Below are 13,568 nucleotides of genomic sequence, written 5' to 3'. Positions count from 1 at the left end.
AGATTTGAGCCGAAAGCTGTGATGAGGAATGTTCACCCTCAAACAGCGTCAGCGAAAATCGTTTTGAGACATCGAGAGATGGCTCAAATGTTGTTGTATGCAAGATTTGAGCCGAAAGCTGTGATGAGGAATGTTCACCCTCAAACAGCGTCAGCGAAAATCGTTTTGAGACATCGAGAGATGGCTCAAATGTTGTTGTATGCAAGATTTGAGCCGAAAGCTGTATTCTATTCATGGAAACTTAAGTTGATAGATGATAGAATTGTACAGAGATGCAAATGGCGAAAAATGCACGTGAAACAACTTATTGATCAATGATTGAACTACGATCAATTAATATATGATATGGAGGAAATTTATTCGTGAGAATCAACAATCAGTACAAACTTGAAATCTATCTCCCAAAAAATCTGATCAAAACTGTAATCGAAGAAGCTACAAAACTAGGTGCTTGTAAAGTTGGTGATTACGATCATGTTGCTTCATATTATGAAGTTGAAGGTTGTTGGAGGCCACTTGGTGAAGCGATGCCTTTCAGTGGAAAAAAGATCACGGCAGAGAATACAAGCTTGAAATAAGATGTGAAGAACCCTATGTAAAAGCCGTTTTGAAGATGATTAGAGAGATTCATCCATATGAGGAAGCTTTGATTAACGTCATTAAATTAGATAATGTTTTTTTTGAAGAAAACTAAGGCCTTCTCCTTAAGAAATAGAAACATCATTGATATTATTATAATATTCGTGTATGCTTAAATTAGACTTTAAACGCTAGGAGGCAATATGTATTTCACAAAATTAAGATTACATAGCCCTATAAAAATCGGTAACTGCTTGGTACAGTTGATTTAATCTGATGACAGATTGTATCGAGCTTAAATTTCATGTGATCAGTCAGCTGTATTGCCAATTATAGAGCTCTATTAAAGATAAGAGGCATATCAGATGAAAAGAGAAGCATTACAGAAAATATGGCAAAAAGAAGAAGAGTATGTTTTTAGCGGTTGGAATTTTTCACATTTAGAGGGTCGAACTGAGGAAGAAGCAATACCTTGGGATTATAAGAACATTGTTAAAAACTACTTAAAATCCACAGATTCATTACTCGACATGGGCACAGGTGGCGGTGAATTTTTATTGACACTTAATCATCCGCATCACCTTACCACAGTAACAGAGTCTTATCTACCCAATGTTAAACTGTGTGAAGAAAAACTAAGGCCACTAGGCATCAAAGTAAAACAGGTTAATGACGATTCTAATTTACCGCTTGATGACAATGCCTTTGACATAATCATCAACAGACATGAATCTTTTGACTTATCAGAAGTCTATAGAACATTAAAAAGTGGTGGCGTGTTTATCACACAACAAGTGGGAAGGCTTAACAATTTCGAATTTTCAAAGGTTCTTTTAGATAAGCCCGATAAAATGCCTAAATTTGAAAACGATCTTAAAAGTGAAATTTCAGAAGCACAATTGCTAGGATTTCAAGTCATTGAGTCAGATGAATGTTTTCCTTATCTGCGTTTTTTGGATATTGGTGCACTGGTTTATCTCGCTAAAATTATCGAATGGGAATTTGAGGGTTTTAGTGTGGAGTGCTGTTTGGATAAACTTATGGAAATGCATGAAAGCGTTGAAACAGAAGGGTATATTGAGAGTAAGGAACATCGTTATTTACTGGTGCTAAAAAAGCGCTAGTGATAGACCACGAATAATATAGCACAAATAAATTTTCAAGAACTCAAAAAAGAGTAGACCTTTGAAAAAGTAAAAAGATGCTTTTTCAAGGTCTATTTTCTATTTTCTCATGAATTCATATTGACAAAGCGTAACAAGTTCTATATATTTAAATTATAGACGACGTGGTTCGTTTTTTTTAGGACAGACAAGTTTAACGTTAAACCCTAAAATGAATTTGAATATGATCTCTCGCTAAATTGCAAATAATTTAAGACTTATCGAGATCATGATACCGAAAGGTATTTTTTTTAAACCGCTAGGTTTAACGATAAACCTATTGTAATAATATGAATAAATACTATAAGAAAATTCAATTTACTTTAAGGAGGGGTTCACTACGAAAGTCACGATTAAAGATATTGCAAAGCATGTAGGGGTGTCTGCAATGACTGTATCAAACGTCATCAACAAAAGAAGTAGTAAGGTATCCGCTGACACGGTGACCAAAATTGAAAAAGCGATTGAAGAACTTGGCTATGTTCCAGATTACTCTGCAAGGAGTTTGGTATCCAAAAAATCCAAGATGATTGGCGTCATCATCCCACAGACTGAAACGCATAAACAATTTTTACTTGAGAATCCCTTTTACAGTGAAATTGTAAGTGGCATTGAAAGTAAACTCAGGGAAAAGAATTATTATATGATGCTTACAGGAGTAGATAAAGATTCTAATTATCTCGATGTGTTGATCAATTGGAATTTAGATGCTGCAATAATCTTAGGCATTTATCAAGAAGGCTTCTATGAACAACTTAAAAAAATTAATATTCCAGTTTTGCTAATTGACAGCTACATCAACGATGGCTTTTTTTATAATCTTGGCATCGATGACCTCTATGGCGGTTACATTGCCACAAAATATTTGATCGAAAAAGGCCATCAAGACATTGCCATCATCACAGGACATCTCAAAAAAGAGGGTGTTGCAGAAAAACGGTTTTTAGGTTATAAAAAAGCACTCGATGAAGCAGGGATTCCTTTTAATATTAACTATGTCTATGCAGATTCCGTCAGCTACGAATGTGGTATCACCGCAGGGCAAAAAATAATAGAAGAGTGCCAAGCCGTCACCGCTGTATTTGCCACAGCAGACTTAATCGCAGCGGGTGCCATTGCAAGCTTCCATGCCGCAGATATAAAAGTGCCTGATGATATCAGCATCATTGGATTTGATAATTTATCCATCTCTAAAATGACATATCCTTTACTCACCACCGTGGATCAAAAAATATTTGAAAAGGGCATGAAGGCAGCCAATATATTGATGGATACGCTAAAAAGTAGCAATTCTAAAATTGAAAAAAGTGTCATTCTTGACATTGAAATCATTGAACGCAATTCTGTCAAAAATATGAAAAGTAAACGATAGGAGGGGATCATTTGGTAGGCAACAAAGGCATTAAAAAGTATCTAACCATTGCCTTTTTCTTATTACCCAGTTTGGTTGGCATGCTAATCTTCGTCATTATCCCCATAATCGCATCTTTTGTCTTGAGTTTTAGTAAATGGGATTTGATCGGTGATATCAAATGGGTAGGATTCTCCAACTACATTAAGGTTTTCAACGACCCAACGATTAGAGAAGCCTTTAAACACACACTTGTTTTTATTGCAGGCTATTTGCCGCTTGTTTTAAGCATTTCACTTGGACTTGCATTGGTTATGAATAAGAAGTTAAAAGGCATCGTCGTATTTAGAGCACTTTATTTCATCCCAGTTATTTCTTCATGGGTGGCCGTTTCAATGATTTGGAAATGGCTTTTAAACCCGGAATATGGACTTATCAATTACTTGTTATCTCTAATAGGCATCCTAGGACCAGGATGGCTTCAAGATCCAAAATGGGCCATGGCTGGCGTCATCATGACCAGCATCTGGAAAGATATAGGTTTTATCATGGTCATCTATCTTGCCGGACTCCAAGAGATTCCAGACCATTATTACGAAGCCGCTAGCATAGACGGGGTTAACCGCTGGCAAAAGTTTTGGTATATCACGTGGCCCTTGTTATCACCCACGACGTTTTTCGTCATCACCATATCGCTGATCAATTCATTCCAAGTGTTTGATCAAGTTTGGATTATGACAGCTGGGGGGCCTGCTGGTGCTACAAGTGTCTTGGTTGAACAAATCTACAGAAACGCATTTAGTTACTATAAAATGGGCTATGCATCCGCAATTTCATGGGTACTCTTTGCATTAATTTTCACGGTTACGGTTATTCAAAATAAGTTTCAAAAAAAGTGGGTGAATTATGATGAATAAAAGTCGATTTAAAAAACTCATTTTTTATGTGATTCTCATTTTAGGCAGTGTTGCCATGTTACTTCCTTTTTTATGGATGTTATCCACTTCACTGAAAACATCTGATGCAACGATGATTTTTCCACCCGAATGGATTCCAAAGGAAATTACATTGGACAACTATAAAGAGGTTACTACTGCCATGCCAATGGGGCGATTCTTTTTAAACAGTATCTTTGTCGCTTTGACAAGTACCTTTTTTCAAGTTTTTATATGTGCAATGGCAGGGTATGCCTTTGCAAGGATTGATTTCAAAGGCAGGGAAGTCCTTTTTTATATCTATCTAGGCACTTTGATGGTCCCATCACAGGTGACTTTAACACCACTTTTCATCATTATGAATCTGTTTAAGTGGACGAATACCTATCAAGCACTTATTTTACCTGGCATGTTTAGTGCCTTTGGTACTTTTCTTATGAGGCAATTTTTTAAAGGTATTCCTAAAAGTCTGGAAGAAGCGGCCTTTATGGATGGCGCCGGATACATCACCATATTTTTTAAGATCATCATTCATCTAGCAAAACCAGTATTTGCAACACTTTGGATTTTTGGATTTATGGCCTCATGGAATAATTTTCTCTGGCCATTAATCATAACCAGTGATACGACACATATGACATTACCACTGGGACTTGCAGCACTTCAAGGCAGATGGACAACAGATTGGAACGTACTTATGGCAGGCACCATGATCAGTATATTCCCAATTTTATTTGTCTATATCTTCACACAAAAGTATATTATCAAAGGCATGACTCACACTGGGTTAAAGTAATGGAGGGCAAACTAATGAAGAGCATTTTTATGAACGGTCAGTCTAACAAAAAATCTGATGTAAAACAAAGAACTCGATATCCAAAGCTTTTTATCGGCATCTTGATCTTAGCGATGTTACTTGGCATGTTATCAGGTTGTGCACAAAAGGCAGTGGAAACAAATGAACCTACACCAGATGCAAGTAGCTCAACCGCACCAGAAGCAACCGACACAACGACGACAAAAGAACCCGTCGAAATTAAATACATGACTTTTTCAGCAGCTCCAGATCATCTTGAAGATTTAGATGCCATGATTGCTGAATTTGAAAAACAGAATCCCGACATCAAAGTCACTTACGAAACCTACTCGTTTGCAGACTATTTTACAAAATTGCAGACAGTCGTTGCATCTAAAACAGCACCTGACACATTTGAGCTCAACTACGAAAACTTTGTCACATATGCATCTAAAAAAGCACTTTACAACATGGATGATCTCATGAAGGCTGATGCAGATTTTGACAGCAGTATTTTCAACAGTACGGCGCTTAATGCTTTTAAATATGACAGTAAACAATACGGCTTAGTAGAAAGTTTCTCAAATGTGGTTTTCTTCTACAACAAAGACCTTTTTGACAAAGCAAATCTTGACTATCCAAACGATTCATGGACTTGGAAAGATGAACTCGCTGCTGCTCAAAAATTAACAGATGCGGATGCAGGGATCTTTGGAACCTATGCACCTATCCAATTTTGGGAATTCTACAAAACCATAGAACAAAATGGTGGCAAAATATTCAATGATGATAAAACAGAAGTGGTTATCGATAGCAAAGAAAATATTGAAACACTCCAATGGATGATCGATAAAATCGAAAAATACCATGTGTCTCCAAGCGATGCTCAAATGAGTGGTCAATCGGATGGCGATTTATTTAAAGCTGGTAAAATAGCCATGCTCAGAACGGGTATCTGGATGTTTGACTCTTTCAAAGATGCCGACTTTACATGGGACATCGCACTAGAACCAGGTAATACACAAAAAGCACATCATTTCTTTGCAAACGGTGTGGCGATTTCAAAAGATACCAAAAATGCTGAAGCTGCATGGAAATGGGCAAAATTCCTTACTTCTAGCAAAGAAGCTGCCAAAATTAGAGTGGATTCAAGTTGGGAACTTCCAGCTTTAACAGATGAAAGTTTGTTAACCTCTTATTTAGAAAAAACACCGCCTGAAAGCAGAGCAGTGGTCTTTAAAGCACTAGATACTTTAGTGGTGCCACCAGTAATAGGCAACTGGAATGAACTCACTGATCTCGTCGGCAAAGAACTTGACCAAGCCAAATTGGGTCAAAAAACACCGGAACAAGCCCTTAAAGATGCTAAAACAGCCATTGAAGGCATCCTTGAATAAGAATTAAAATAACCATAAGGCTGTCAAAGACGTTGATGTCCTTGACAGCCTTTTTAACACAGTTAACAATCACGTTTTTACGGAGGCCTTTAAATGCATAAAACTTATTACCCAACAGGCAACGAATATGTTTCATTGCCCATGATTAATGCATCCTGTGAAATTGAAAGTATCAATTACCTGAGCATGAGAGATCGTGGTTTAATCGAAATCTGCGGTGAACCCTTTTTGAAACCCGTCATTTTGATTGGCGGAAAAGAACAAACGCTCGAAAATATAAAATGGGAAAGAGAACACTTTTGGATTCCCACTTTTACTGCAAATATAGGATCACTTAATATCAAAGGCGCGTATATCACACCTTTGGAACGAAAAGGCTTTATTTTGAGAATAACGGTTTTGGACGAGTATAGCCCCTTTGAGGGTCAAATCGGTATTAAAGGCAACTTCTCTAAGGTTCTTCATAGTATCAATGAATCCAAGCTCATCGAAGGCAAAAAACATGTCTATCGAAGCTTATGGAACCAAAATCTGATGTTCGATTTTAGAACAGGCCTTACTTTATTTTCATTTGGATTTATAACAGATGACGGTTTTGATCATATTCAGTATACGGAAGAACCTTTATATTCTCATTCTCGTTCTAAATCTGATTCTAATTTTGATTCTGATTTTGATTCTGATTTTGATTCTGATTTTGATTCTGATACCAATACGGATGCATATTCCGATTCAGGCAGTGCCATTCACTTTGAACTCTACAAGTCTATTGCTGTGGAAAAGGGCATCTCTAAAACAATTGATATTTATTGTGGACTAGGCCTTGAAGAAGTGGGCGCCGCAACACAAGCCATTGAGTTTCAAAGAGAGACGACAGATGTGCTCAAGTCAGAACTCTGCCAATGGCTAAAGACAAGAACTCAAGTCATCGAAGATGCACATTTGATGACACTTTTAAACTTAAATCAGTTCTTTAACTATTTTTATGCCTCTGGTAAAACCTTAGATACAGAAGAAATAATTTTATGCACTTCAAGAAGTCCTAGATATTACGTCAGTGCCGCTTATTGGGATCGAGACAGCTTAATCTGGAGTTTTCCAGCTTTTCTGATGATGGATCAAAAAGTGGCGAGAAATGCACTGGAATATGTGTATTCAAAACAAATTCGAAACGCAGGGATACACAGTCGCTATATAGATGGCACTGTACTCGAACCTGGATTTGAGCTCGATGAACTCTGCGCATTCATTTTGGCACTTGGGCAATATTTAAACCATACAGAGGATTTTTCTATCTTAGAAGAACCACCAGTGAAAAAGGGCATTCATATGATCTATGAAAAGTTAATGCATGAACGCCATCCAGAGATCGAGCTCTATAAGACTTTTCTCATGCCAACGGATGATATGCATACTTATCGCTATTTGACTTATAACAACGTCTTAGTCTGGAAAGTCTTTGGCATCTATGAAAAACTCTTTAACTACTATGGTCAAATCGATCGCGCTCAAGAGGCGACCACGCGCATGAAAGCTGTAAAAGAAGCGATTTTTAAACACTTAATCGTCACTAAGTCAGACCAAAAATACTTCGCGTGGAGTGGTGATCTCAGCGGACACCATGATTTTTACGATGAACCGCCGGGGAGTCTGACATTACTTGCTTACTACGGCTTTGTGGATGTCGAAGACAACGTTTTTAAAAATACGTTTAATTATCTCTATTCAGAAGCCTTTCCACACTATTTTAAAGGCACTGAATTTGAAGAACTCGGATGTTCACATGCAGATCATCCTTGGATATTGGCCATCAGTAACAGCATGCTCAACGGCAGAAAAGAACAAGCCTACCAAATGCTCAGGAAAACGAAAATGGACAATTATATAGCCTGCGAGAGCATTGACGAGCACACGGGTATGCCCACCACAGGAGAACACTTTGGCACTTGTGCAGGATTTTTAGCTTATACCATCTACAAATCATGGAGGACAACTAATGACAAAACGATATCCTGGAATTGGAATAATCGGGAGTGAGATGCTCTCAGGCATCTACGGCATGAATGAAGGGATTGTCGATGCAAAAGGCACTGGTATTCAACATCTTTTTTACGATACTTTTGATCTGGATTTAATCCATAGTGCATGTACGTTGGTTAAAGTAGGTGACACACTCTACTATGGCAACCGCAAGGAAACGCGATCAGCACATCAATCTCATATGCATCCCACAGTTTCTGAAATTCGTGAGGGTTTCATCATGACGGACATTTTTGATATGGATTCGAATCATCTCAATCCTCATCAGATTCAAATTGCCAATCAAGCCTTTGGATATGAAGATGCAAAATTGGGCTTTGAAATGTCCCTTTTAAATAAGGGCAACAAAGCGATAGACATCGAAGTCTACACGTACCTCATTTTGAGGAATTCAGCCCCTATATCTGCCCGCATTATTGACAATCAAGTTATTTCAAAAATTGGAGACACCTTTATAGGCGTTAAAACAAACACCAGCAAAGCTTATCTCATCGAAGAAAGCCCCACAGGCTTTTTATACAGAACGACCAATGCGGTGCATTATGATGAAAAAGCGACAGAGCCCCTTGAAACTTCAAATATGGTGGGCGTGCTCATTGGCCATCCTAAGCAAATCATGCCAAACGAGACCTATGCATTTAAATGGGGGATTATTTTTGGAAAAAACGAAGGTACATTACAAGAGACACTTGAATCATACGAGATTGATACTGCTAAAGAGGCGGCAAGGGCCTACTGGAAATCTTATTTAAATAGCGGCTATACCTGTGAAAACAAGACTTATGAAGACCTTGTCAACATAAATCAAATTGCAATCAAATCTGCAACGATAAAGGGTTTCGTCCCAGCTGATTTAACCGGTCATTATTTTTCAGAAGGTTTACCATCCTATTATGCAAGGGATTCCATGATGGTTGCAAGAGCTTTTCTACTCTCTGGACATCTTAAAGAAGCCAAAGAAGTCATCTGCTACCTCTTGGCTCGAAAACGCAAAGCATCAGGTGAATTTTATCAGAGATATAATGGCATTGGGATGCCTTCTGAAGGTGCCAATAATAGTGTCTTTCACCAACTGGATTCCATCGGCTATTTTATGAAGAACATCTATGATTACTATAAACTCACTGGAGAACTTTTAATTCATGAAGCTGATATTAAAAGTCTGATGGATGCCTTGCTAAATTGTGAAAAGAAAAAGGGCATGGTGGGACCAGAAGGTGGCGTCAACGAAGGCGTCTACGGTCCAGCCTTTATTACATCATCCAACATGTTTATCTATGGTGGCATCAAGGCAAGCATCGCTCTACTTGAGGATGAACATTACAAAGCAAGACTAAAAGACCTAAATCAGAATATCTTTGAAGGGATTGAAAGCACCTACTTGGAAGGTGAAGGCTACCAATACGGCTATGTGAATTATCATGATGATCTGGTTAAAAAATACGATACACCCGTATATTTTGGTTTACTTTATGGCTTTGAAAATACAGAAAACATGAAGCAAACACATCAATATCTTCTAAAAAATGCAGCTTACCATAAAGATGGCATCGGATACAGCGAACAGGAATACCACCACGGTCCTTGGATCTTTAACACAGCTGCATGTGCTGAATACGCTTTTTTAAATCAGGATTTTGAAACTTATGAAAAAAAATATCACTGGATTACACAGCATAGTAATCGCTATGGCTTGATGCCAGAAGCCATTTCAGCCGATGATGAAAATCAATGTTTTATCAACCCATTAATTTGGCCATGTGCCGAATTTGTATCTGCAAGCTTTATCCATAAAGATAGTGAAATACCGTTTGAACTGAAATTAGAGAAAGGGACGATTAGGTGACTCAATCCATGTTAAATAAACTCTTTGAATTTTCCTATTGCGAATGGCGTCATGACACAAAGAGCAGTGAAGTCATTCTTAAAGAGGTCTTAGAAAACATAAAAGTGAATCAGACGCTTTTAGACCAAGGGATTGTTCTGTTTATGCTTTCTGAATTTGTGAGAAAAAACAATCGAATGGACTATCTTAAAAACGAGAAAATCCAAGTATTAATTGACTCTATAGAGGCTAATTGGCAAGACCAATCTGCTGAATTACTAACCCTTGGCAGTATCTACGGTGGGTTGCGCAACCTCAACTTGTATTTAAAACAAGATACCATCAGTCTCACTTTAAAAACAATGAAAGCCTATGTTTTTAAAAACTACATTAAAAAAGGGCAACTCTGCAGTAATCTTGAAAAAACGCAGACAAAACCCGAAATGCTTTTGGTTTGCATCCCATTTGGTCTATTTGAACCCGAAGATTTAGTCTTCGTTGAAGCCGTAAAGCACATTCAAAAGCAAATGTACGATGGGTTGCTTAGCGAAACAGATGCGTTGCTTTTGGCTTGGTATTACTTGGAGCAGGGCACGCATCACATCACACGAGATATCCTCAAGCAGACCACAAATCAAGACGCCCTATACCAACTTATTTTTGGAAAACTCGAAGCCGTCAATGAAAGATTCATATTACACACACCCTATGGCAACGATAATCGATATGAACCCGGTGATGATGAGCGTTTCCCGAAACTTGTTAAAGCAGGGGAGCCAGTCACTTTTAAGGTGATCTCCTTCCCAATAAGCGCCGATGATCCCGTCATAATGCGCTGCAACAATAAAACCATTACAGGTCAAATTGTAGCGGAAAAATATTGGCAATTTAAGGCGGGGCCTTTTAATGCTAGAGAAACTGTAGAGTATCATTTTCAATTTGAAAATACGCCTGATATCCAAACAAGTCTCTTTGAATTTGAAGTCTCAAAGATAGGCGTACTTGGAAAAGTGGTGGGCGTCAGTTATACCAACACACAGGACGCGAACTTATCAGATGATAAATCGTTAGATTCAGAAACATATGATGTCATACAAGAAACTATGACCTTAATAACAAATGACTTAATACTCAAATTTCAAATAGATGCTCACGGCGTTTTAAGTGTGGCTGTAAATGCCCTTAGCGAAGAAGAACGCATATCTACAAAGTGGACAAAGCCTTCAGATAGCCAAGTACTGACACTTGAAAATGGGGATTATAAACTTGAGTATCCGTTAGCAACCCATGCCATCTCATACTTTCAATCAGAACGCAACCTCTTTACAGCCACTGATGCCAACTGGTTAAAATTCACTCAAGATCACGAGCAAATTAGAACATTCACATGTACATTTCAAAATCGCGGTGAAAAATTCTACGGCTTTGGAGAACGGTATAATGCCCTCAATCAATCAGGGCATACACCAGATAACTTCGTCTATAATCAATACAAAGAACAAGGGCTCAGAACCTATATCCCAATGCCATTTTTCACAAGCGATCGCGGTTATGGCATGCTTCTCGATACCACTGCTTATTCTGCATTTAATATGGCAGAAGAGAATCCAACTGAATATTCTATAGAAGTAGAATCAGACGTGATGTCTTTAAAAGTCATTCCAGGAGATATCAAAGCTGTCATAGAAGAAAATGCAAGGTTATCAGGTTATCCTGTGATGCTTCCCAAATGGGCGTTTGGCCCATGGATGTCCAGTAACAACTGGGATAGCGATGCAGAAGTTAGAAAGCAAGTTTTAAAAACCATGGAACTTGACATCCCCGCAACCGTCTTGGTCATTGAAGCATGGAGTGATGAAGCGACTTTTTATCTCTTTAACGATGCAACCTACAAAGAAACACCAGGAGAAAATCACCATAAATACGATGATTTCAAATTCCCAACTTGGGGCAGATGGCCTGATCCAAAGGGGTTGGTGAAGCACTTGCACGATCATAACCTCAAATGTATCTTATGGCAAATCCCCATCATAAAACAAATTTCAAGCCTTCATCATCTTCAAAAAGAAGCTGATGAGCAGTACTTCATTGAAAAAGGTTTTGGGGTATTAAATGCGGATGGAACGCCTTATAGAATTCCTGAGGGCTGGTTCAAAGACAGTCTACTCATGGATTTTTCAAATCAAGAAGCCGTGAACTGGTGGTTTAAGAAAAGACAATATCTCATAGATGATCTCGGGGTGGATGGGTTTAAAACAGATGGCGGTGAATTCGTATTCGGTAGAGACCTTAAATTTCACGATGGCAGAACAGGACATGAAATGCGAAATGCCTATCCAAACGACTATATAGGCGCTTACTATAAATTTGCTCAACAAAATAACGGTATTACGTTCTCAAGAGCAGGCTATCGTGGTGCAAATCAATTTCCTGCACATTGGGCAGGTGATGAACGCTCTAATTTTGATGCCTTTAAGAGAAGCATTCTCGCAGGTTTGTCCTCTGGCATTTCAGGACTGCCATTTTGGGGATGGGATTTGGCAGGGTTTAGTGGTGATGTGCCCACAGCTGAACTCTTTGTCAGAGCCACTCAAATGGCAACATTCTGCCCAATAATGCAATACCATGCAGAGAGCAAAGGAGAGCACAACCAAGATCGAACTCCATGGAACATCTATGATCGATCTGGAGATATGCGTGCCATAACCGCTTATCGCTACTACGCAAATTTAAGGATGAACTTGATTCCATATATTTATAGAGAAGCTTTAAAAGCATCGAGAACAGGACTGCCTCTTATGCGCGCTATGATTGTCGATTTTGAATCAGATCCTAATACCCATGAAATCTGGGATCAATATATGTTTGGTGATCAGCTCATGATTGCACCCATCATAAATGAAGGAGAAAATGAAAGAAATGTCTATTTCCCAAAAGGTGAATGGATCAACTTCTTTACAGGAAAGGTGATGAATGGACCAAAAAACGTTATCGTATCAGCATCTTTAGATGAAATTCCGGTTTACGTCAAAGCAAATACGATCATACCGCTTAATCTGGGGGAAAACTTCAAATGGGGCGATTCTATCTCTAATGAACTGAATGCGTATAAGCATTTGTGTTTTAGAATTTTTGGCGTACCTGAAACCGTTTATTATTTCGAAGATGATTTGAATACTGAAATCAGCATCAAGGTAAAAAAGAGCACATCACTTGAATTTGAGATTGAAATTGAAATTGAGTCTAATCTAAACCCCATTTATTTAATCTTCGACGGAAAAATAGACAAAGTAAGCATAAATGGCGTCATTAGAACCACTCAATTATTAACATTTGAAACTGATCACATAAGTCTCATTGAAATCTAACCTTTCAATTGAAATTCCCCCTCCCAATGAAGATATGCGTCTTTCTATGTAGACCGTTAAAATAAAAAACTGTTTACCTATGAAGGGCGCATATCAATGAACCAGAATTTGAGA

At 38.2% G+C, this 13,568-nt stretch carries 10 protein-coding genes; all 10 read left to right on the top strand.

Going from position 1 to position 13,568, the window contains the following annotated elements; all coding sequences use genetic code 11:
- On the top strand, positions 1-318 hold a 318-nt coding region (locus ISU02_RS02550; RefSeq protein WP_207736147.1), incomplete at its 5' end, for a hypothetical protein.
- A gap of 44 nt (positions 319-362) precedes the next feature.
- A complete protein-coding gene (locus ISU02_RS02545) occupies positions 363-578 on the top strand; it encodes a hypothetical protein (RefSeq protein ID WP_194700202.1) in 216 nt (71 codons plus the stop codon).
- A gap of 366 nt (positions 579-944) precedes the next feature.
- On the top strand, positions 945-1,703 hold the full coding sequence (locus ISU02_RS02540) for a class I SAM-dependent methyltransferase (protein WP_194700201.1): 759 nt from the start codon (positions 945-947) through the stop codon (positions 1,701-1,703).
- A gap of 355 nt (positions 1,704-2,058) precedes the next feature.
- Positions 2,059-3,114: a LacI family DNA-binding transcriptional regulator gene (locus ISU02_RS02535; RefSeq protein WP_323985002.1), complete on the top strand. Its 1,056-nt coding sequence runs from the start codon at positions 2,059-2,061 to the stop codon at positions 3,112-3,114.
- 11 nt (positions 3,115-3,125) lie between these two features.
- Positions 3,126-4,010 (top strand): carbohydrate ABC transporter permease, encoded by an 885-nt coding sequence (locus tag ISU02_RS02530; protein WP_228727701.1) that lies wholly within the window; start codon positions 3,126-3,128, stop codon positions 4,008-4,010.
- On the top strand, positions 4,000-4,824 hold the full coding sequence (locus tag ISU02_RS02525; protein ID WP_194700199.1) for a carbohydrate ABC transporter permease: 825 nt from the start codon (positions 4,000-4,002) through the stop codon (positions 4,822-4,824). Before ISU02_RS02530 ends, ISU02_RS02525 begins: the two co-directional genes overlap by 11 nt.
- 14 nt (positions 4,825-4,838) lie before the next feature.
- Entirely contained in the window at positions 4,839-6,221 is a 1,383-nt protein-coding gene (locus ISU02_RS02520; protein ID WP_194700198.1) for an ABC transporter substrate-binding protein, read from the top strand.
- Between the two features lie 93 nt (positions 6,222-6,314).
- Positions 6,315-8,258 (top strand): glycoside hydrolase family 125 protein, encoded by a 1,944-nt coding sequence (locus tag ISU02_RS24080; RefSeq protein ID WP_194700197.1) that lies wholly within the window; start codon positions 6,315-6,317, stop codon positions 8,256-8,258.
- Positions 8,218-10,107 (top strand): hypothetical protein, encoded by a 1,890-nt coding sequence (locus ISU02_RS02510; RefSeq protein WP_194700196.1) that lies wholly within the window; start codon positions 8,218-8,220, stop codon positions 10,105-10,107. Before ISU02_RS24080 ends, ISU02_RS02510 begins: the two co-directional genes overlap by 41 nt.
- Before the next feature lie 8 nt (positions 10,108-10,115).
- A complete protein-coding gene (locus ISU02_RS02505; protein WP_194700195.1) occupies positions 10,116-13,454 on the top strand; it encodes a glycoside hydrolase family 31 protein in 3,339 nt (1,112 codons plus the stop codon).
- Positions 13,455-13,568 lie beyond the last annotated feature (114 nt).

This window comes from Fusibacter ferrireducens, from assembly GCF_015352425.1.
GTDB lineage: Bacteria > Bacillota > Clostridia > Peptostreptococcales > Acidaminobacteraceae > Fusibacter_A > Fusibacter_A ferrireducens.
The sequence above is the reverse complement of the archived record's forward strand: the minus strand, read 5'-3'. Positions and strand labels throughout refer to the sequence as shown.

Coding starts and splice junctions, on each gene's coding strand:
- ISU02_RS02540 (WP_194700201.1), top strand. CDS start 945: ATGAAAAGAGAAGCATTACAGAAAATATGGCAAAAAGAAGAAGAGTAT.
- ISU02_RS02525 (WP_194700199.1), top strand. CDS start 4,000: ATGATGAATAAAAGTCGATTTAAAAAACTCATTTTTTATGTGATTCTC.
- ISU02_RS24080 (WP_194700197.1), top strand. CDS start 6,315: ATGCATAAAACTTATTACCCAACAGGCAACGAATATGTTTCATTGCCC.
- ISU02_RS02520 (WP_194700198.1), top strand. CDS start 4,839: ATGAAGAGCATTTTTATGAACGGTCAGTCTAACAAAAAATCTGATGTA.
- ISU02_RS02505 (WP_194700195.1), top strand. CDS start 10,116: ATGTTAAATAAACTCTTTGAATTTTCCTATTGCGAATGGCGTCATGAC.
- ISU02_RS02510 (WP_194700196.1), top strand. CDS start 8,218: ATGACAAAACGATATCCTGGAATTGGAATAATCGGGAGTGAGATGCTC.